At 33.5% G+C, this 21,750-nt stretch carries 16 protein-coding genes; 5 read left to right on the top strand and 11 right to left on the bottom strand.

Features of this window, described 5'->3' with window-relative positions:
- Positions 1-4: 4 nt before the first annotated feature.
- The 7 genes from MHM_RS00785 to rpsB are packed head-to-tail and all read right to left on the bottom strand — an operon-like array spanning position 5 to position 6,037.
- The gene (locus MHM_RS00785) at positions 5-865 is read right to left on the bottom strand and encodes a hypothetical protein (protein WP_015511526.1); all 861 of its coding nucleotides are present in this window, start codon (positions 863-865) and stop codon (positions 5-7) included.
- A 5-nt stretch (positions 866-870) separates the two neighbouring features.
- A complete protein-coding gene (locus MHM_RS00790; protein ID WP_015511527.1) occupies positions 871-1,218 on the bottom strand; it encodes a ribosome-binding factor A in 348 nt (115 codons plus the stop codon).
- 5 nt (positions 1,219-1,223) lie between these two features.
- Entirely contained in the window at positions 1,224-2,951 is a 1,728-nt protein-coding gene (infB, locus tag MHM_RS00795) for a translation initiation factor IF-2 (RefSeq protein WP_015511528.1), read from the bottom strand.
- A gap of 46 nt (positions 2,952-2,997) precedes the next feature.
- Positions 2,998-4,281, bottom strand: coding sequence for a NusA N-terminal domain-containing protein (locus MHM_RS00800; protein WP_015511529.1), 1,284 nt, complete (start codon positions 4,279-4,281; stop codon positions 2,998-3,000).
- Between the two features lies 1 nt (position 4,282).
- The gene (locus MHM_RS00805; protein WP_015511530.1) at positions 4,283-4,759 is read right to left on the bottom strand and encodes a hypothetical protein; all 477 of its coding nucleotides are present in this window, start codon (positions 4,757-4,759) and stop codon (positions 4,283-4,285) included.
- 32 nt (positions 4,760-4,791) lie between these two features.
- Positions 4,792-5,199, bottom strand: a complete 408-nt coding sequence (locus MHM_RS00810) for a transcription antitermination factor NusB (RefSeq protein ID WP_015511531.1) — start codon at positions 5,197-5,199, stop codon at positions 4,792-4,794.
- 7 nt (positions 5,200-5,206) lie between these two features.
- Positions 5,207-6,037, bottom strand: a complete 831-nt coding sequence (rpsB, locus tag MHM_RS00815; RefSeq protein ID WP_245529183.1) for a 30S ribosomal protein S2 — start codon at positions 6,035-6,037, stop codon at positions 5,207-5,209.
- 165 nt (positions 6,038-6,202) lie between these two features.
- Here rpsB and MHM_RS00820 point away from each other — a divergent pair, with 165 nt between their 5' ends.
- On the top strand, positions 6,203-7,870 hold the full coding sequence (locus tag MHM_RS00820; protein ID WP_015511533.1) for a coiled-coil domain-containing protein: 1,668 nt from the start codon (positions 6,203-6,205) through the stop codon (positions 7,868-7,870).
- A gap of 62 nt (positions 7,871-7,932) precedes the next feature.
- Positions 7,933-8,514 carry a nicotinate (nicotinamide) nucleotide adenylyltransferase gene (gene nadD, locus MHM_RS00825; RefSeq protein WP_015511534.1) on the top strand — a complete coding sequence of 194 codons (582 nt, stop codon included), beginning with the start codon at positions 7,933-7,935 and terminating at the stop codon, positions 8,512-8,514.
- 5 nt (positions 8,515-8,519) lie between these two features.
- On the opposite strand, the gene MHM_RS00830 is transcribed toward nadD, so the two are convergent.
- Entirely contained in the window at positions 8,520-9,785 is a 1,266-nt protein-coding gene (locus tag MHM_RS00830; RefSeq protein WP_245529184.1) for an MFS transporter, read from the bottom strand.
- 380 nt (positions 9,786-10,165) lie between these two features.
- Here MHM_RS00830 and MHM_RS00835 point away from each other — a divergent pair, with 380 nt between their 5' ends.
- Entirely contained in the window at positions 10,166-11,143 is a 978-nt protein-coding gene (locus tag MHM_RS00835; protein ID WP_043902093.1) for a CPBP family intramembrane glutamic endopeptidase, read from the top strand.
- Positions 11,144-11,146: 3 nt separating this feature from the next.
- Here MHM_RS00835 and MHM_RS00840 read toward each other — a convergent pair whose 3' ends face one another.
- Positions 11,147-12,190: a nicotinate phosphoribosyltransferase gene (locus MHM_RS00840; RefSeq protein WP_015511537.1), complete on the bottom strand. Its 1,044-nt coding sequence runs from the start codon at positions 12,188-12,190 to the stop codon at positions 11,147-11,149.
- 342 nt (positions 12,191-12,532) lie between these two features.
- On the opposite strand from MHM_RS00840, the gene MHM_RS00845 reads away from it, so the two are divergent.
- Entirely contained in the window at positions 12,533-13,171 is a 639-nt protein-coding gene (locus MHM_RS00845; RefSeq protein ID WP_015511538.1) for a DJ-1/PfpI family protein, read from the top strand.
- On the opposite strand, the gene MHM_RS00850 is transcribed toward MHM_RS00845, so the two are convergent.
- Together MHM_RS00850 and MHM_RS00855 are read right to left on the bottom strand one after the other, a co-directional pair.
- The gene (locus MHM_RS00850) at positions 13,157-16,672 is read right to left on the bottom strand and encodes a DUF3713 domain-containing protein (RefSeq protein ID WP_015511539.1); all 3,516 of its coding nucleotides are present in this window, start codon (positions 16,670-16,672) and stop codon (positions 13,157-13,159) included. The two genes, MHM_RS00845 and MHM_RS00850, sit on opposite strands and share 15 nt — an antisense overlap.
- Before the next feature lie 2 nt (positions 16,673-16,674).
- On the bottom strand, positions 16,675-20,298 hold the full coding sequence (locus tag MHM_RS00855; RefSeq protein WP_015511540.1) for a DUF3713 domain-containing protein: 3,624 nt from the start codon (positions 20,296-20,298) through the stop codon (positions 16,675-16,677).
- Between the two features lie 23 nt (positions 20,299-20,321).
- On the opposite strand from MHM_RS00855, the gene lysS reads away from it, so the two are divergent.
- Positions 20,322-21,743: a lysine--tRNA ligase gene (gene lysS, locus MHM_RS00860; protein WP_015511541.1), complete on the top strand. Its 1,422-nt coding sequence runs from the start codon at positions 20,322-20,324 to the stop codon at positions 21,741-21,743.
- Positions 21,744-21,750 lie beyond the last annotated feature (7 nt).

Here is a 21,750-nt window from a genome sequence, read left to right on the forward strand (position 1 = left end):
TGTGTTATTTCTGTGCAGAATCGCTTTGATATTTAAGGTCCACTATGCCTCATCCTCCAGTTAGCAATATGTATTGATAAAACAAAAAGTTAAAAAACGCCAGTAAAAATAGTATTCCCGCAGCGAGGCTACATAACACAATAAAATAGTGAAAATATTTCGACTGATAGAGATAGTTAATGTTTATAAAGTAAAAAATTCCCAGCACAATGTAGGGAAATACTAGAGCTATTCCAGCTAGAATGCAGAGAATCAACATCGCCTCAAGTCATGAGGAGAAAAAATGAGAATGAGCACTAATACTTTTAATTGACTCCCAATTGGACAAAAAAGTTCTCGCCACCAGTAGTCCGATAATCAGCATCAATAAAGCGCCAGCGCCTCTAAGTTCAAATTTTTTAAGTTTTGCAAAATTTCCAGGAATTTTCAATGTAATATCCACAAAGGCATTAAACTCTCCCCAAGAAGCCTTAAGCTCTTTCTTGTAGTAGGCAAGATAGGTATAGAAATATCTGTAGTCAGCACCTAAAAAAGGAATATTCATTGTCATCAATTCCCCCTTTTTACGAATACTCAATCTGAATAAGGCATTCATTTTTTTCCTAAATTCTCTCCTACTATGATAAGCTTCTAGCGCCTTTTCAAGGCTTTTTGTGATAGAATCTTTGATCCCCTCTTCTGATTGAAGCCTCTGATAGAGCGTTTTAGAGGGAGTAGGATTCTTTTCGAAAAATTCTTCTCGAGAATGTACAAAAATATCAGAGATAAATGATTTCTCACTACTGGTACTCTCAAAATTTTTGTGCATAAATAATTGAGCCAACTCTTGATCCTCAATTTGTTCCAAAGTTAACTTTTCAGACATAACTTTTATTTTTTTAGTTCAGCTGTAATGAGATTTTCTACTTTTCTAGCTTGTTTTATAAAGTTATCTTCCTGAAAAATCAATTTACAGTAGGTAGGTAGTTTCAATTTTTCCACTAGTTGCCTCTTAAAAAAGGGGGATAATTTCCTAAGCTTTAGTAGAGTTTCTTCCTTGCTCCATTTAGGAGCAAGAGAGTCTAAATCTAGGTAAATTACTACCTGACTTACACTTTTGTTAATTTTTATGAAATTTATACCTATGAAAGCATAAAATTGTTCGTTTAATTCACTAAGTCAAATACGTCTCAACACGGCATAAATATCTTTTGATAGCTTTTCATGCTTTAGATACAATTCTTTTAAACTTTTCGTTCAATTATCTCATAGCTTTCTATTACATCATCAAGTTCAACATTATTTCAATTCGTTAATACAATCCCACATTCTTGTCCCTCCAACGCCTCTTTTACCTCAAAAGTCTCTATTTTGAAAGATTTAATAGTAGTTTTAGTGAGTAAATTTCCCTCTCGAATTAACTTGACTTTATGATTCAATTGAATTTTTCCCGACAGTACAGAGCACCCCGCAATAGTACCAATTCTGGAGTGAGATCACAATCGAATAACCTTACATCTTCCTAAAATTTTTTCAATTTTCTCAACAATTCTATGCTTTTCTATATGATCTAAAATCTTTTCCTCTAGTTCATAAATTGATCGGATGGACCAAACAGGAATATTCAAAAAGTTCAATTGATCCTCTATTTTCCTGGAAATTTTTTGCTCAAAATTAATAATTATTGCCTTTTTAATAGAAGCTTGTTTTAAATCAGTTTCATTAATTTCTCCAGCCCCCATCGAAATTACTGAATAGTTAAATCTACCGAGAAATGCTTGTATAGCTTCAGAAGAGCCGCAAACTCTACTCTTCACAATAAAAGAAAAATGAGTAGGATTTTCCCTTTCAGCTAATTCACTTCCCTCTTTAAAGTGGAAGGAGTCTTCACCTTCCCCCAATTCTCTGTAGTTTTGTAGCGCTTGCTCTTTGGAGACAAAAGAGAAAAAACGAGTACCGGGGGGAGGAAGAGTTTCAAAGCCAGAAATAGTCGCAGGAGTAGCGGGCGCCAATTTTGTGATTTTTTCTCTTCCTTCTCCTAGAATAGCCTTGATCTTACAGTACACTTTTTTTCCTGAAATGTAATCTCCAGCCGTTAGAGTACCCCTAATGGTTATGATCTCAGCAATGGCTCCAAGCCCTCTTTCCATTCGCGATTCCAAGATAATTCCAATGGCAGGAGGAGAGAGTGTGGTACAGTATTCCTCCATTTCTGCAAGCAATTGGATAGTATCTAACAATTCTTCCACTCCAGCACCAGTCTTCGCAGAACCTTTTACTAACAATACATCTCCACCCCATTCTTCTAGTTCAATTCCCTCTCCCGTGAGTTGCTGTTTCAAATTTTCGATAGAGTGATCACCCCTGTCTATCTTATTGACGAAAATAATTAACTTGAGATTATTTGATTTGTAGTATTCAATTACCTCCTTAGTTTGAGATTGCACACCATCCTCTATTGAAATTACAAGCACGATTACATCTGCAATTACCCCACCAATGTTTCTTAATTTTTGAAAAATTTCATGACCTGGAGTATCTAAAAAGGTAATAAATGCATCCTTGAACTTAATTTGGTAGGAAGAAATATGTTGAGTGATTCTCGCATATTCTCTTTCTGCAACATTTGTTTTTCTAATCCGATCTAATAATGTAGTTTTTCCATGATTTACATGACCCATCACAGCTACTACTGGGATTTTTTTCACTAACTCAACCGAATTATTTTCTCTTCCTGATAAAAGCTCAGACTCTAGCTGAAATTTACTCAATCTTTCCCTTTCTTCCTTCAAAAATTTCAATCCAAATTCATCGCACAATTCTCTACAGTATTTTTCATTTAGTCAGGAATTAAGTGTCATCTCCTTTCCCCTGAGAAAGAAATACTTAATAATTTCAACTGGCGGAATTTGAGTCGTCTCAGAGAAATATTTAACTGAAACTGCTTTATTTTGGTATTTAAATTCAGTCATTTTTAGTCCTTCAATCTCCCCGCGAAGGGAGACTTAGAAAAAAACCTTAATTCGCTTCCTGTTCTTCGGAAGAGTTCTCCCTATCTGAATACTTAAATTTATGCAGCCTATATAATCTGCCCGAAATATCCGATGTTTTGGAATCCCATCCTTCATCTATAGGGATATAGTCAATTCGCTCACTCTTCGCTTCTTGAATAGTTTTTATAAATATTTTTCAACCAGTTAGAAGGGAAACCAATTTAACATTTACTCCCCTTCGGCCAATTGCCAATAATAGATTTTCAAGTGTTGAGATTAAAAGAATTGTATTTTCTTCTTCTTCCAATATTTTGTAACCCAAAATAGTTGCATTCGAAAAAGCATTCACAATATTTTTAATTGGATCTGAATTTCAGAGAATTACATCTATTCTTTCATTCATTAATTGGGAGGAAATTACCTTTAATCTACTCCCTTTAGGGCCTATACAGCAGCCTACAGGGTCTATATTATTATTTTTCGTACTCACCAATACTTTACTTTTAATTCCAGAAATTCTAGAGATAGCCTTGATTTCTACTAATCCTTCATGTAATTCCGAGATATGTCGCTTCATTAAATATTTCACTATTTCAGGACTCGTTCTAGATAAGAGAATAGGACACCCCGCTGAATTCTCTACAACATCTTTTACCTGGAAATAATATATTTTCCCAGGTATTAGGGTTTCATATATTCTATATCCACTATTAGATAGAGACTGTACAAAATCCATTCTGTGCAGCACTCCCTTTGTAGTTTCAAGTTCATTTTCAGGATCAATTAGAGTTACTACAGCTTCCTTAGGGAGTTTTTCCTTAGTCTCTAGTACCCTTTCCACCATTCCCTCAAATACTTCCCCCTTACGCTTTATTCACTTGTTATATATTTTTTGATTCATGGCCTCAAGAGTCAATTTCTGGAAGTGTAGCAAAATATTTTTCACAATTTTAGAGTCAAGTTTATGAAGGTAAATAGGTTCAGAATAAATCTCTCCCTCTAATTTCTTACCTTTAGTCTTTTTTAAGACTTTACTCATTGGAATGAAGTTTTCCGAGTCTTCCATTCCCTCTCCGAAATAATATTCATCAGAGACAATTTTCAACTGCTTAAAAATATCGATTTTGCAATTTTCTATATCGATATTTACCTCAGTAGGACATTCTGAATATTCCCTAGTTAAAACATATTTGAAAGATTCAGCCAGAAATTCTGCAATTCCTTCTTTATCTAGAGAACAAGCAACAGATAATTTAGAAATAGCATCCAAGAAATATTTGTTATCAATTTCATGATTTAGTTTTTTCACCCTAATCTGCGATTAAATCTAACTTCTTCCCGGTAGCTTTTTCCAGGAAGTTGTGCACTAATTCGCGTTTATTTTTGCTATAGAATACATCGAAAGAGATGCAAAATTCATAAAGCGAAATATAGATGGTGGTAATCAACCCAAATAGCATCACAAGCCCTAAATCTATGTATCACACTCAGTCTTTTTCGGTTTTATAGGCAACCACTCAGAGAGCCAAATAGGAGCCAAATAGTGAAAAAGCAGAAACCAATCCAGAGTGAAAGTATTTTATTCTTGTAGGTTTTATAAATTCTCTCAAAGGATAGTTTTCCCTGAAAGACTGATATACATAATAGAAAAAAGCAGTTAAATATAGTGGAGAACTTACAGATAAGGTTACAATGCTGCCAGTTTCATTTGGTTTCATAGAATTTTTCGCTGCTATTGCTATTGCTATTGCTAGAGTAATTGCCGGGGCAAATACACTGAAAAACATTCAATATCAATAACTGTGTTTTCACCTAAGTACTAATTTTTGTCCTCCTGTCTGTATTTTTTCTTAAGGTAATTATCTATGACAGCGTGTACCAATTTGTCCTCTCCACCCCCATATTCTTTCGAAATGAGAAGAGATTGATGTATTAATATCGCAGGCTCTGTCTTAAATACTTCATATTCGACAATAGCCTCCAGTATGATTGCAAGAATCGTAAGGTTCAACCTCTGTAAGGTTCAACCAACCTTCAAAAGTTGACTAATACTATTCATAAAATATTCTTTTCTCTTAAGGTACTGTCTATATATTTTTCGCTCGAATCCTGTTCAGGAGGACTTATCATATTGAGCTTTAAGATTATCAATTATTAAATTTGCATAAATAGCTTCACATATTGAGATGCGCTTTCGAAGCCGAAAGCTTTTATCTTCGGAATTCAAACACCATTTAGTGAGTTGTACGCTCCTGTAGGGGAACAGAGGTAATAATTTCTAAATGTTTGGGTAGCACAATTTCACTATCTTCCTTGTATGCAATAACTGTATTTTGACCTACGGCTTCAGCAATTGCATCACACAATAAATTAGCAATTAAATATATTGACTTGGGAGAGGTGTTATTGGCTGGAATTACAAAATTAATTAATTCAGGATTATTATTACTATTTACTACTCCAACTACAGGAATTTCCATTTTATTGGCCTCTTGAATAGAAATTAAATCATTTACTGGATTAAAAACTATAAGTACATTTGGCAATTTAGTCAAACCTTTAATTCCTGCATAATTTTTTTCAATTTTTAATTTCTTTTTCTTTAATTGCAGAATTTCTTTTTTAGTTAATTGCTTAGAAATGTCCTCTTTTTGTAGCATGTCATCCAATTCAGTTAAGATCTTTAAAGTTTTATTCACTTGCTTGAAATTAGTTAACAATCCTCCTAGCCATCTATGGGTGATATAAAAAGCATTTACCCTCTGCGCCGCATCTCTCACAATTTCTGAGATAACCTTATTTCTAGAAGCTACCAGCATAATTTCAAGTCCAGATCTGGAAAGATCAAAGAGGTAAGAATAAATACTATCTAAATGTTGTATTGTCTTTTGAAGGGAAATAATATGTCTTTTTTTATATTTATGATTTTGAACTATAAATGGAGACATTTTAGGATTCCAGAGCCTAGATTGCATACCTAAGTGAAGATCGAATTCAACCATTTTTTCCAGCGAAATCAGAGGACGTTTAGACCTAGAGGAAGATTCTATTCCCCCACGCTCCACCAATTTTTCTAAGCCATATGTCGCGAAACATTGATAGATGTTCCACTAAAATTAAAAGTTTTGAGTAAATTCATCCTTTTAAATTAAAACAAATATAATACTCCTTAAATTATGAGTATATTAAAGAGAAGGACTCCTCGACAAGGGCCTTTAAAAGCTTAGGCCGTGTCTATTTTTTACGATGCCTCCACTGGACTTTCAGCTACTACCTTAACTATAGTTCTGCTAGGAGTTGTACTTGCCGGTTGAAAACATTTCTATGTTGATAAAAAAAGAAGAACCGAGTTTGAGTTAAATGAAGATGAATTCTCCACTACTTTTCCCTCAAGCGAAAAGCTTAGGGAATTAGAACAACTTCAAGGAGAGAAGGAGAAATTACAGAAACTGGTAAAGTTGCAACGCAGTCGATTAGTTCAGCTCATAAAGGGAAAAAAGAGTTTCGAAGAAATGTTGAATTTACAGAGACAGGGTACTTCTGAATTAGAGGCGCAGGTAAGAGAATTACAAGCTACATTGATCCAGAAAGAAGAAAGAGAATCAGCACATTTAGAGGCTGAGAAGAAATTAAGTCTTGATATCATTAGTCACCAAAGTCGGTCTCAAGAATTGGGAGAAGCCTTAAAGAATTTAGAACTTCAATTACTGAAACTTACTACTGAAAAAGAGCAAGCAGAATCTTTTTATTGCGATAGGAATCAAGAACTAATGAGTAAACTAGCTGAAATTCAAGAGAAATTGAAATTAACGGAAGAACAGAATCAAATATTAACTCAAAAGTTATTAAACTCTCAAATTCAGGGAGAGTCACTTGCCCAAAATGAAAAAGAAGCTATCCAAAAAATTGCAACACTGGAAGAAAAGATGCAAGGCTATAAAGAAGTGAATATAAGAATCAGTGAACAATTACTAAATACTCAACAAAACCTACAGGAAAGACTATCTAACCAAGAGGCGCTTCAAGAAAAGTTGGATTTGGCGCTTCGCGAGCTTCAAGAACAGCGAGAAACATTGGCTAATTTAAGAGCCCAATTAAATTATTCCAAGCAAACTATTGAAAATCTAGATAGAGACAATCAAAACTTGAAATCCAAATTATCCGAAAACCAAGAGTCTTTAAATAACTCCAAACAAACGGCATCCAACCTTACCGAAAGACTTCGAAAACTTCAATCTGTAGAAGAACATACAAATAAAGAAATGAAAAGATTAAATGATGAGCTAATTATGTCTAAAGGCTCTAATGATGCAACAACAGCGCAAATTGTGGAGTTACAAAACAAATTAGTTTCATCAGAGAAAGAATTGAATTATGCCAATAGCACCATTGAGAAATTGACTCAGAATATTAATGCTCAAAATGTTCAACTACAACAATTGCAGGAAAGAAATAGTGAATTAGCGAAAGGAGAAGAAGCAGTTAAAAAACAGTCACAAATCATTCAAGAATGTTTAGAGTTTTACAATGACTTAACTAAAACTCAACTTAGAAAAGATGTTGCCGAGCTTAGTAAGTATAAGGAGTTTTATCTACAAAATTCAAATAGAAATGTACCACCAAATAACGAACTTTCCAAATACATAGAAAACTATTCCCAAACATTAGCAGAGAGAGAAATAACAATAAATATGCTGAAACAAGAACTAAATGAGGTAAAAACTCAACTAGCGCTTTTAAAGTCAAAAGATTTTTGTGATGTTAATGGAGTTAATTCACAACCCGAAACAACATTCAATAGTAATAGCGCATCAAATCATAAAGAGCTAACAGACACAGATGTTTGAACCACTCCCTATTCTTCCCCCATTGTTATCGAGGAATTTAAAGATAATTAAATAGTTTCTATCTAGGGGGAGGAGCCCCCCTAGCATGAACTAATAATTAATTATTTATATTTGTGTATCCCTATAAAAAAATAAGAATAGGCTTATTTGGAGGCTCCTTCAATCCTCCTCACGAGGCGCATATGAAGTTATCCAATTTTGCAATTAAAAAATTAAAGTTAGATTTTTTAATTTTTATTCCCACTTTCCAATCAGTAGATAAGCATAAATGTAGCTATTTAAATGGTCAGGAGAGAAAATATATGTTGGAAATTTCAAGAAACAAAAAGAAGACTATTATTTCTACTTTTGAACTTTCATTACAGCAACCAGTTCAGTCAATAGTCACGATTAGACATTTTCGAAATTTCTTCAAAGATGCTGAATTATTTTTCCTTCTCGGTGATGATCATCTCTCTACTTTGCACACTTGAGAAAATATAGATGAGTTGGTTAACTTAATCACTGTAGTCATTCTTAGAAGATCGACAGCTGTTCAGCTGATAAAGTTACACCCAGAGTTGACTTCAAAATTATTATTTTTAGATAATCCAATCTATATTCACTCTTCTTCAAGTGTTAGGGAGAATGTAGACTTCACTCTCCTAAATAAGAAAGTTGCACAATATCTTAAAGATACTAAACTATTCGCTTAAATGTTTTATAGTCCTTGAATAGCTAATCTCCGTTGTCGCCTTCAATTCCAGAAGGTAGCAAATTCAGGCCGAGATTCTCTTAATCTGGTAGTGAAGAAATAAAACAATACTAATAAAGCAGTAATAAAAATTAAGGAATATGCAGCTCCAGCAAGTTGATTAAGGGCGGAAGAAAGGATATAGTAAAGAGTGAGGATGATATATCCAATCCCCCATAAGCAGCTGAAGAAAGTTGCAGTTTTTTGTGGGCTGTAATTTTTATATTCTAGTGGAATGTAAAGTAGCACAGATTGAACTCCTAAACCAAAAAATGAAAGGCAGAATACTCCAATTAACATCAAAATATTTGCAACCACAGATTGAGTAGAGTTGTATATAACCGCCGCTACAGTAATTAGCCCTCAAGAGGCGATGGTTAATTTAATAGCAAGACTTACTATTGAAGTTCTTCGAACGTCTTGTAAGTTAAATCTTCCCAACACATATAAACCGCAGCAAGTACCAACAAAGAAAATAACTGTATAGAGAGAACTTCAATCTAAACCAGAAAGAGAAGTTTTGATGCTAGGAATTAAATCACTTAGCCTCCCAGGAACAAAGCTAGAGAAAAGAATAGAAACTACCAACAGGAAGCTGTATGTAATTATTCAAGTTCACGCTTCTTTATCTCTAAGTAGAGTTTCATAGTTGTCCGGGATCCTAACTTTTAGCTTTTCAGAGAGCGAACTTATTTCAAAATTTCCCCCATATCTGTAAAACAATAGCAGCGGAATGAAAGACATTATGGCAGAAGTGGCCGATACCCATCGTCAGTGAGTTGTCAAGAAGGTAGAAATTGACTGAATCATAAAAAGAACATTTACTACTAATCCGGAAATGGCGAAGGTAAATCCATTTAATGCGGCCAATTTTTTACGTTTTGCTGGCAGAGTTAATTTAGATAGAAGTGGAGAAATATAAATTATTGTGAGAGTTCCTCCAGCAGCCATAATTATCCTTCCAACAATTAACACTGTTCAGTGAGGGCTGAAAATTAAGGGCAATGCAGTAGTTGCAAGACCGCAAGCCAATAAACATGCCTTACGATAACCTAGTTTTGTCAGTATAAATGAGGCAGGAATGGTGAAAATTCCCCTTGCGGCTGTCACTGAGTAATTTACAGATTCTGCAGCAATTCCACTGGCTATTGCTGGAAATAATGCACTTCAACCCGAACTAGCCGAATCTTTTCCATTATCTCCGTTAGAAGTTCCCTTCAATTTAGAAAACACTAATCAGTTAAAACAGAAGAGACAATACCCTAAAAAAAGGGAAATTCACATCAAGAAAGCCCTCGGGTAGAGGGCTTCTAGACCTAAACTAAGATCTAGGTTATATTTGTAGCGTCTATCGTCTTCTCACCTGAGAAGCTTGATATTTTAAATTAGTTTTCTTTAGAGAAGAATTCGAAGGGTATCGAATTCTCTGTCCTTTCAGTTAAATTATTAGCTTTTTTTATTCACTATTCTATTCAAATAATTGTGGAGATTTTGAACACTATCGGGTAGAGCCTAAACACCCTAAACCCTTTAATGGCCCTAGAACCCCACCACTTACACTTAAAGAATTACACGTATTTTTTTTACTACCCTTTGGATTTGAATTTTTTATATTGATATGTTCCACAGTCGCTTTTTTTGTCGAGCCCAAACAGGAAGCGGCAACAAAAGCTAGCGTTTTAAGCGCTGTATCAGTTTTTTGAAATTCACTAGCTGCTCAACAACAGACAGATCCTGTATCAAAACGATGATATATGGGGAAATATTTTTACACCCTAAACATACTCTATTTATGCTTTATCGGTGCCTATTTCGCCTTCTATTTTAAATTTTTCAAGTGAGATCCAGCTCCCTTTGAATATAAAAAGGATAATAGAGATTTTCTAGCTGATTATTTTCTCTGATTTTTTTGCTCCATTATCTATCCACTTTTTGAAGTTTTCCTCCTACTCACACAACAAAAAATTGACCAGAAAAATCCTTCAGAACTGTATCATTTTTTCCTCCTACTCACACAACTTTCCTACTTTGGAGTCATTTTCCTCTATATCAAACAATCCTGAAGCACTTTAAGTTCTCATTTTTGAATTCTTTTTAGGAATAGTAATGGAATTGTTGATAAAAAGAGAATTCAGTTTTACTTTACAAAGATTTTTTATTTTTTAGCAGCTGATGTCGTTTCCTCTTCAATGTTTTTAAGATTGATAGAATATTTAGTCCCAAGTCATCCCGCGAAGGGGGAAAACCAAACTACTGTTGAGACTAAGTTGAAAAGTACTGATCCCGGAAGATGATTCATTAGCGTAACTTCTACACTAGTTTTTGCTCCAGTAATTGAAGAATTAGTATATAGAAGATCTCTCTTAAGAGCAGCTTCCTTCCACCCTTCAGTTATCGCTGCTTCCGCATTTATTTTTGGAATGATTCACATGAGAGTGGAGAGAGAGACTATTTTTAGACTTTTACCCTATGCTGTGGGAGGAGCAATATTTGCCTGATCCTACAGGAAATTTAGAAATATTTGATTTACCATATTTATTCATTTTTTCCATAATTTCATTTCTCTTATCTTCATGTTGGCAAACTGATAGATGTTATATAGAAAATTCTTTTAATTCAGCATTTTCTCTATACCCTCGACCAGCTTTAGAGATAAAGGAATCTCCCAATTTAACTAGATCTCCAGTAAAGAAAATATTTACCCGAGTTAAAAATTGCCCCACCCCAAAGCCATCCACTTTTACTCCAGAGGATATAAATTTAGAAATGCTCTCTGGGGTAAATCCAGACGATAGATAAATTTTTACAGCTGTACCCCCAATCTCATCTAATGCTTTTCGTAATTTTTGAATTAAGGTTATATTTACCCCTTTATATTCGTCGGTATCTGGAAATTCAGCTAGAGAAATATCCTTTATTTCTTTGCTAGTATCTACTCTTACAGCCTTTAATTTTTTACCAAATCGCTGAAATAATTCCAGAGTTTCTTTAACGATGTTGTTGTTGAAATCTACTAAGGCGACCATGGGTAGTTTGGGAAATGTAGAAAGATAAGCTTCCATCGCTTTTAGAGTATTTCCCCTAAAAATTTGAATAGCGCCGTGCGGCAGTGAATGATATACCTTGATTTTTTCCCGTTTTTCTGCAGATAAACTCCTGTAAAACTTGTTTTTTGTAAGGTTTGGAGCGGAAAAAGATCTTATTCCTCCTATATAGTAAGATCAGCAATCAGCTTCAATATTTCGGTAGTGATCTGAACGATCAGCCATACAGATAATTTCGACTCCTTGTGATGCTTCTATACACAACCTAGCATTAGTTGCTAGTGAGCTAGACCTAGATAATATTCCATCTATAAGTCCTTCATAGATAGAAATATGTTCATATAATCCCTGAAGTTCTAGCACAACTTCTCAGGAAGAGATCCGACGCCCCTCTTCCAAATGTCGAACTTTTATTTTTTGGCCCTTTATATCAGGAGTTAATAACTCCAAAACCTCTTGAATGCCAGAGAGAATTGCATTATCTTCTCGTTGAAAAAATTGCATAATCACTTCTTCCTTAGAGTAAGCTTTAGACAACTTTTGAGCATCAAAAAAATAAGTTGAGATAACTCTCTTTATTTGAGCAGATCTCATCGTGAAATTAGATTATTTTAAATTCATTAACCTTATCTATGGGAGTATTTTTATAGTTGACGAAAAAGTTCAACTTGCTCTGCGGCAAGGCCTTGCAGTGCCTTAAACTGTTAAAAAAACATCCAAAAAACTTAATAAATAATTTAGTCGGAAGCGGAATAAGCAGTCAACCACAAGTTCTGACTGTTTAGTTTTTAACTAAAAGGAAGAGGTTAAATTTCGCCGCACTCTAAATACAGAGTAAAGGAGTAAGTTAAAGAGGATTTTTCTCGGAGATGGGAGAGTAACCCATTACTTCCACCATTGTATAGTTAAAGCTCTTTAAAATCTAATTTTTTTTAGATGTCAATGCCTAAAATAGTTCGAATAGGGGTTATCGTTGCCTACAATATGGAAGACATGGAATTAATAGTTCCCCTAGATATTTGAAGGAGAGCTAAATTTGCTGTAGAAACAATCTCTTGCGAGGTAAAAAATTCAGCATCTCTAAATTATTCAAATTTAAAGATTAGTACAAATCTTAAATTGAAGCTCACAAATTTAGATCAATATGATGTGTTATTCTTTCCTGGAGGACCGGGCTTTAAGGCTTATTTTTCCCCTCCAGCCACCAAGAAGGACTTGAATGAATCAAAATTACACACGACCATTAAGAAATTTTATAAGGATGAAAACAAGTGACTAGTCTCTATTTGCGCAGCACCTGCTGCGCTAGTAACTATATTGGAGAGAGAGTTAGATGACAAAACAAGATTTACGTGCTACAACGATATTAAGTTAACTAGAGATTATTCAAAATTATGAGTCAACAAACCTATAGTGGTAGACTTTAAAAATAAATTTATTACTGCTCAAGCAGCAGGCTGTGCTCTTGCACTAGCTTTTTTAGTAGTAGAAATTTTTTCCAGTCGAGAAACAGCCCTAGAATTGGCAAAGTCTATACACTATGATTATCAATCTCCATTATTAGAACAAGCTTAGTTTACTAGCTAGTCCAAATTTGTAAATTCACTCACTAACCTCCTTATTGGAGGCTAGAAGGGAAATCATAGAATGAAGAGTTTTTTCTGAAAGTTTTTCCTTTAACTTAGATATTTTTCCTTTTTCAAAATCGAATTTATTGACCTGATATAGAAATGCCAGATAGTGTTTTGTCTTCCCCCCCTCTTCTACATCTAAAACATAGGGGTATTGTTGACTTTGTCCGTGATAAAGATATCCTGAGAAACGATTTCACATCTTATATAGATTAGTAAAGTTTGTTGAGGCTCCCTTCGGGGAGCTCTCAACTTTTATGGCACCACTTCCTCCTAATACCTTTTTGATTTTCTCCTTTAATTCCTCAATAGTTAAATTTTCTATTTCTTTTTTCCCAGAATCCTGTTCATTTTCCTCAGAGGAAGTGATAGCTGACAGTAATTGGGGATAGGGTCTAAGATCGCTGTCAACTTCTAAATATTTTTGTATTTTTCATTTAGCTTTCAGGTTTAGTAAAAATTTTTTCAAATCCTCATTATTTTTAAAAGTTTCATCATGATTGTCTTCGAAAAAAAGACCACTTATAGTGTTGTCTGTAGAGGATGAAGTTTGAGAGGCTGACTCATCAGAATAATTAGTATTCTGGGAAGAATTTTTTAGCCAAAAAGAATTGAAAATAGCATCTTTAACTTTTGGTGGAATTTCCCTACTTGAAAAAGAAGGGGTGAAGAGTCCGGCAAAGCCCGCTAATTCTACATGACTGGGGGTTTCATGCTCTGATGTTTCTTGATTTTTTGTAGAGTATCCTTGAGTTTTAAAGAGAATATTGTCTGCTTTAAATGTCAATTCTTGAATTGCATTATTTTTTCCATCATTTTGCTGAGTGTCAGTGTTGTTTTTGATTTCTATTGATGTTTTTCCCAGTAAAAGAGGATGCAGGATATCATTGGAAATTTTGGATTCAAATAGTGGAATTAGTTTAGATTCCGTATTATTCTCAGTTTGTTCAGATGAACTCTGGAGTGTAGATAAACCCGCTTCATCAATGTCTCGGAATCAAATAAGATAAGCATTTTGATTTTTATTACGTTTAAAAATATGATTTATCAGTCTTGGAAGATTTTCATAGTTATTTTGGGTCATTCAATACACAGCATATAGGTAAGCTAGGAAATTTCTGTATTCTTCTGACGCGCTCTCATATGCTGAGTCACTGAGGTAATAATTTTTTAAAATTCAAGAATTTTTAGCTTTCATTGAGATTTTCTTATTGTCTATATCTTCAGAAATAGTTATAGACTTCTGATTGTCTGTGTTTTTGTTCTCATAGTTGTGTTGATAATTTCCAAAAATTGATTTCTCTCCCATAGGTAAAGTAATGTATTTTTCCAAAAATATTGTTTTTTCAATTAAGTCAGTTCATCCATTGTTTGTACCATTTTGTGAACCTGCTTCCGTTTTTAAATTGGTTGTTATATAGGAAGAAAGTGTTTCGCTGAAGTCGGAATTGTTGGATGAATCACTGTTTTGACCATTAAATAGTATTTTCTCGGCCCACAACTTAAATAGAGAAAATTCACTGATCTCCGCACTCTCAGTCAGCTTGTCAAATTGGGCTCTTAAAAATAGATCATTTAGAAATAAATTTTTAATATCATTCGTGGTTATTTTTTCTGTTAGTTTTTGCTTCAAAGTATGTGCCTTTTCCTCTAAAGCATAGAAGTTTTCTTTAGGATTTAAAGATTTAAAAAGATGGCTGTAGAAACCATCATTCTTACTCTGTTTATTATTGGTACTTCTTTTTGTTTTACTTTGCGAAGATCTTAATTCAGAGAATTTGATTTCCTGATCTTCTGAGTTAGAGTCTGCAGTTTTCTTGAATGGTAGAGGGCTAAATAAACCTTCTGTTTCATGCAACTGTATTTTCCAATTTGAGTTATTTGATGAGCCACTGTCACCATTTTGAGTTGTCGTACTAGGCTTTAATTCTCTAAGTAATATTTTTAAGGGTAATTTGCTGTAAGTTTTAGAAAGGTTTTTTTGCAAATCGTAAATGTTATTCATCCAGTAGAGAGATTCTCTATATTCCAGTGCAGCAGTTAGTAGATCTTGATATTGTTTGTAATGAGTGGAAAAATCCCACTTTCCTATACTGGAAGAGGAAGGAGGGGAGGAAGTCAAGCTTAAATTGAATGCTCCCGTTGTATCAGAGTTGGCTTGCTTATCATTCAAATATTTAAAAAAGATACTTTCGAAATTATCCTTGAGGTACTTTTCTATTTTTTGACTCACTTCCGGGGCTAAATTATCAATCACATAGTCTACTTTATGGTGCGGTAAATAATATAAACTGATTCCCTTAGATTCTCTTGAAGCAAATAATTTTTCATTTTGTCGAAGGCTATTTTTTAATTCTCTAAAACCATACAAACAGGAATGAGTATTACTGGAAAAGAAATGATAAGAAGGCCTCTTTCAGTCATAATTAGAAATTCTCTTCGCAAAATCAGTATTAAAAATGGAATTTTTTATTAGAAAACAATCAGAAGGTTGAGCTAATTCAGATATGTTTTCCTTGGTTTCGTCTTGTTGATTTTTTCTCTCTAAGAATAGAAACAAGGGATTTTCAAGGTAGCTATCTTTTTTATCTTCATCAGTTTGAGACTGTTTTTGCAATGTTAAGGCGCTGATATTTTCTGGAGATATAGTACTTGAGCTTGCGCCCACATAAGTTAGCAGATGGAGTAGCGCTCCCAATTTATAACCATCTTCTATTTTTGTGAGCTCTGATAGTGTATATATTTTTTTGGAAAACGCATTTAACTCTACTTTGCTTGCATTTTTAAATCGCGAGATAAATGTAGAGAATTGTTCATTATAGGAAAATTCGGGCCATAGATAGGGATCGCTAGAAGTTCGAGTTTTGAGTATTTCTTCTGTGTATGTTTTGGACGCGCCGGCCGGATTAGTATATTCTATATTTCATTCATATAGAGTGAGAGGCTTCTCTCGTTCAATTCAATCTTGCAAAACAAAATTTCTAAAGTCTCCATATGAAGAGAGATACAATCAACCCTTCTCCTTAAAGAAGAAATCCGTAAAGAAAGATTTGATGAGGTCCCAAGAAAGCTCATCAACATCGTTTTTAATTTTTCAGTGACTTACCTGATAGTCAGAGAAGAATTTATTTAATTTATAGGAAATCGGATAGTAATATTGCGGATTTTCTCAAATTTCAATAATTCAATTAACTAATAGCTGTTTGGCAGTGTTTTCCATTGCCGCTTTAGCAAAAGTTGTTAAATTAGCAGAGAATAGTGAAGACAATTTCTTCGAAAGTTGTTCTTGAGGCACTTTTTTTAGAAGTCTCTCTCATTTTTTGGTAATTGCATCATATTCCAGTAGTTTTTCATCAGGCTCAACATAGGAAACGGCTTGTACAGTAGGTACAGTAATACCTCCTCCAAGAGCGCTAATTAACAGTAGTTTTTTTATAAATAGCATTACTAACTTGTGTATCTACTATCTAAGTGACCTTTAAATTTCAGATCATGAATTTTTAATTTTGGTATCTCTTCAAAGAATTTATCTTGGGAGGCTTGTCTATTCATAGCTTCATCAGTTTGTTGAATTATGAATTCTCCCAATAATTCTCCCGGAAGCATTTTAAATAAAGCACACATGCGCTCATCATCCGAAAAATCAGCTTGTGCAATTTGAATGAAATACCCCCCTTTTATCTTTCCCTGATGCCTTTTAAATAAATTCTCATCAAATTGATTTTGAGATGATGTCGCCTCTTGAGTTTGTGCAGTTGTTATAGAGGCGTTTTCTAAGAGATTGGCAGCAAACATCTTTTCAATTTCATCTTTAGAAAAAATTTTGGAAGCGTAAATGCTTTGATCTTTGTTTTTAATTTGGTAGATTAAAGCCTTTTTCTTATCCTCCAAATACAATTTTTTCTCCTGATGTACCCGTTTCGCCTTTTGATCATCTTGTTTATGGAATATCTTATCTGCTCTATAAAAAGAGGGATAAATCTTTCAATTTAAAAGAGAAAGTTGAGTTACTAAAAGGTCCATTTCTCGATTCGACTTGACCTCTTTAATATATTGAATTAGACCTTCTATGCTGGAGAAATTAAATAAGTTTTTGTTCTTATCCGGGATTTGTTCCTGGTTAATTTTTAGTTCATTTAAAATCAGCGGAAAGCTTGTTTCTGCTGGAGATGAGTCGCCTTTCTGTTCACTAATTTGTTCAGGTTTATAGTTATCGGATGGTTTTCAATTTTCTCGGATGGAAGTTCTTAATTCTTGTCTAGATGCAAAATATTTTTGATTTCCATTTTGAGTGTTGGTAGGTAAAAATGGATGGACTGTCTTATCTTCACTATTTTTTTCTTCTATCTTTTTTAGATCAAAGAATAGATAGTGATATTTATTTTTGTTTTCTAATTGAGAAGTCATAAATTTTTTTAAATTTTCAAATTTATTCTTGGTTAGATAATCTAGGGAAAGCAAAAAGTCTAGTAGGGATTCTTTACTTTTAATATCAGTGAGTGCAAAATTTTGTCATAAAGAGAATAATTCAAAGTCAGATAACTTTTGTTGAGTTGAACCCTCTTCACTAGCAGAAGTATTATTTGTAGGACGTTTATAGTTTTCAAATTCTATTCAAAAATTGAAATAGTCACTATCTAATTTTTTGAGATAATTTCTGAATAGATAGTTTTTAATCAATAAACTAAAAAGCTTCTGCATTTCTTGTTTTTGAGATTCAGCCTCTATTGTGTATTTGCATGTAGCGGCGACTCCATCAGTAGATTCATTAGCTGTTTTTTGAAGATTGTTAGCTACTTCTGGTTTAGGAGGGAGCTTTAATAATGCTGATCAACCACTCGAAGGATCAAGACGATTCTTTTCGCCCAGTAATTTATTTTTCTCAAAAAATGAACTATTCAACAACTTTTCTTCCTTTACTATATAGTTCAAAAATTCTTTTTGCGCAAACAATTTATCTAGTAAAAAATCAAATATTGGATCTTGAATAAATATTCTCTGGCTGTCTGCAAAGTTAAAACCATTAGTTCTCGTTTTGAGATTTATAGATTGATTCTCTAAAAGTTTTTTAACTTCTGCATAATATTTTTCCAGATGAGAGAGTAAATTATTTCCCCGAAGAGAAGGAGAAGCATCAGCGCTTACTTTTTCCACCTTTTTATCATTCTTAGTAAAAATGCTTAAAACATTTTCTTGTTCCGGAAATCTCATGGGGTTATTTTTTTCTGTTTTTATGGAGTAGGGGAAGATAGAAGATAATCCATATTTGGGGGCAACCTTAGGTTTATTAATAGCAATTAAGTGAGAGGGTAGCTCCCAATCTCTACCGCTATAACGTTCAATTATTTTTTTACGAAGCTTAAACAACCTTGAATTAAAAGTTTGCTCTTTCTGAAAGGTGAATAAATTTTGTAAAGCTGATTTATAGTTGCTGAAATAGTGATGAATGGGTAGATCTTTAAATAGTAAGCTTGTACTTCCCTTTTCTATATAGTACTCAGAAAATAGGTAGTTGAAATTATCCTTAAAAAATTTGGCAAACATCATAAATCAATCTTGTTTGACGGAAATTAAATCTTTATGATCCATAGAGGTTTTCATAGCTATATAAGTTTGCAAGTTTCTAAAGTTGAATCAATTAGTTAAATTCTGAGATCCCGCCCCCTTTAGACTTTTGTGCCCATCAAGCGCAATTGCGTGAACTCCCTTAGAATCTCTAAAAAATATTCATCCAGAATCAGTTTCTCGAACATCATATGAAAATTTAGATATATGATTTTGTTTCATGATTCTTGAGTTAATTTCAATAGATTTATCTTGCTTGTCTGTATTTTCTAAAAATAGTTCAATGATATTGTCGTAATTATTATCGGAATTCAGTGACATTTTGTTGATTAAGTTATTTGTAGAAACAGTATCTTTAGTATCGGAAGTTGTTGATTGAGAATACTTATTTACTAGATAACTTAGAGCGGAGGCCATCTCTGGAGTTTCTATTTCAAAGGCTTCAAATAACTCCATAATTTCTCCACTAGTATTCTGATCATTGTATCAATTAGGGATATGGTACTCTTGAAGATTTAAAGAAGTACTACTTGTTGTGCTCCCATTTTGCGCACTTCCGGAAGACGAGCTGCTAGACTGTTGAATTTTTTTTATAAATTCCTTAAATTTAGAGAGAGTTTTGCCAGAAAATGCAGGAAATTCATAATTAGCACTTCTGGGCGCATGATTTCCCAGTGCTGCAAAATTGTAGATTTCCTTTAGATTGTCTTCCTTTGCATCTGTATCGTAATTTCAACTAACTTTTCAAAGATAAATAGGCAGCTTAGCTTCAATTCATTTTTTATAAACCCAGTTAATGAATTCAAATTTGCCTAATGTAATTTTTTCTCACATGTTTTCAGCAGATTGTACTCTTGTAGGGAAAAAACCAATTTTTGATCAATTATCTTGTTGCTCTAATTCTTGTTTTGTGGCAAATGAATACTTACCTGTAAAATATTTACTTCAATCGTTTGAATTGTTCAATTCTCCATTTCATCCACTATTGTTTTGTTTATTTATCTTGAAATCTGCCTGCTTGAAATCCATAAGGAAAGATTGTACTAATTCATGACTTTTAAACCTTAGTCCATAGGAATTCATACTCTCTTTAGAACCTCAATAGTTATCCCAAAAGTCTCTTTGGGGATTTTGCGGTTTCAATGTCTCTCAGGCTTTTTTAAATTGGGCTTCATGCAGCTCATCTCACGAACGAATTTGAGAATTAATTCAGGATTTTGGCTGGGCTAAGTATCAGCGCTTCGCCAATTCTTGCGCAAAAGATTCTACTAGCCCTTCCTGACCCTCTTTGTGTAACAGAGCTTTTTTTAGGAATGAGCCTACACTTTCGCCATCATATATATCTACTTTCGTAAAATCTTGCAATCCCTCTTTTAGGGGAGAAATAGAGCTAGAACTTCAACTAAATTCTCTAATTATTGGAGAAGTTGCCACAATAGGAGCAATTATAGCAGTACCGATAGAGCTCGAAAATAATACTTTTTTGAATGTAAAAAGAGTAAGCATAAAAACTAGAAACTAAGCATTTTATGATAAGAAAATTGAATGATCAAGAGATTGTTAGAAGAAAAAAACTAGAGGATTTAAGACAATCATCGAACTGCCCTTTTTTGGTTGAGTCAATATTGACAAATTACTCCTTAGAGAAAATATTGAGCTTGGATGAGAGTTATTCCAGTGAAATTAGTTGTGGCGGGCGAATTCTCTTTATTAGACAAACTTTTTTTGTGCTTTCTGAAAATAATTTCAGATTACAGCTATATATAGATATAAAGGAAGAAAGGGGAAAAATATTGTACAACTATTTTAAAAGGTATCTAGACATAGGGGATTATCTTTGAGTGAAGGGAACTATTTTTAAAACTAAGACTGGAATGCTGACATTGCGATTGTCTGATTTAAAACTAGTCTCTAAAGCTTTAAAACCACTTCCGGAAAAACGATTAGGAATCACTAATGATGAATTAATGGTACGCAATAGAGTAGGTGCATTAATTACAAATCCCACTCTTTTTAGTACCTTGCAAAAGCGGGCTGAAATAATTTTTGCGCTTCGCACCCACCTCAATAATTTAGGTTATACCGAATTTGAAACTCCCATTTTGCACAAAATTGCAGGTGGAGCACTGGCTAAGCCATTTAAAACTTATCACAACTCACTAAAAGAAGATTTATTTTTAAGAGTCGCGCCAGAGCTTTATCTAAAAAGATTAATTACTGCAGGATTTACGAAAGTTTATGAAATAGGAAGATCTTTCAGAAATGAAGGAGTAGATAATTTTCACAATCCTGAATTTAGTTCAATAGAAATTTATACAGCTTATTTTGGCCTACAAGAAACTATGAATCTTACAGAAGAATTAATATGTCATCTTTATGAGAAATTTCATGCAGATTCAGCTCCAAAAACTCTCTCTTTTAGGAGAGTTGCCATTTGAGAACTTTTGGAGCAAAAAATAGGAGTAAATTTTTACAGTAAACAGGTACTTTTAGAGGAAGCATTATCCATCGCTGAAAAATATGGAATTCAACTCAGGGAAGATGAAAAAATAGTTGCTGAAATTTATGAAAAATTATTTGAAGAATTGATTTCACCTAATTTGCAGGAACCTACATTTGTGTTTGGATTTAGTTCAGAATTGTCTCCCCTAGCAAAAAAAGATCCTAAAAACAATTTTTTTGCATTACGATTCGAACTATATATCAATGGAAGGGAAATTGCTAACGGCTTTGCAGAACAAAATGATTCTGAAGTTCAAGAAGCTCAATTTAAAAAACAATTAATGCACGATGTTGGGGAAAAAACAATTGACTATGATTACCTTTCTTGTCTAGAATATGGACTACCACCTACTGGAGGAGTAGGAATCGGAATAGATCGTTTAGTTATGTTTTTATTACAGCAAAATTCTATTAAAGATGTAATTCCATTTCCCTTTCTTAAAGGCTAAACACTAA

This window comes from Candidatus Mycoplasma haematominutum 'Birmingham 1' (assembly GCF_000319365.1).
GTDB lineage: Bacteria > Bacillota_I > Bacilli_A > Mycoplasmatales > Mycoplasmoidaceae > Eperythrozoon_A > Eperythrozoon_A haematominutum.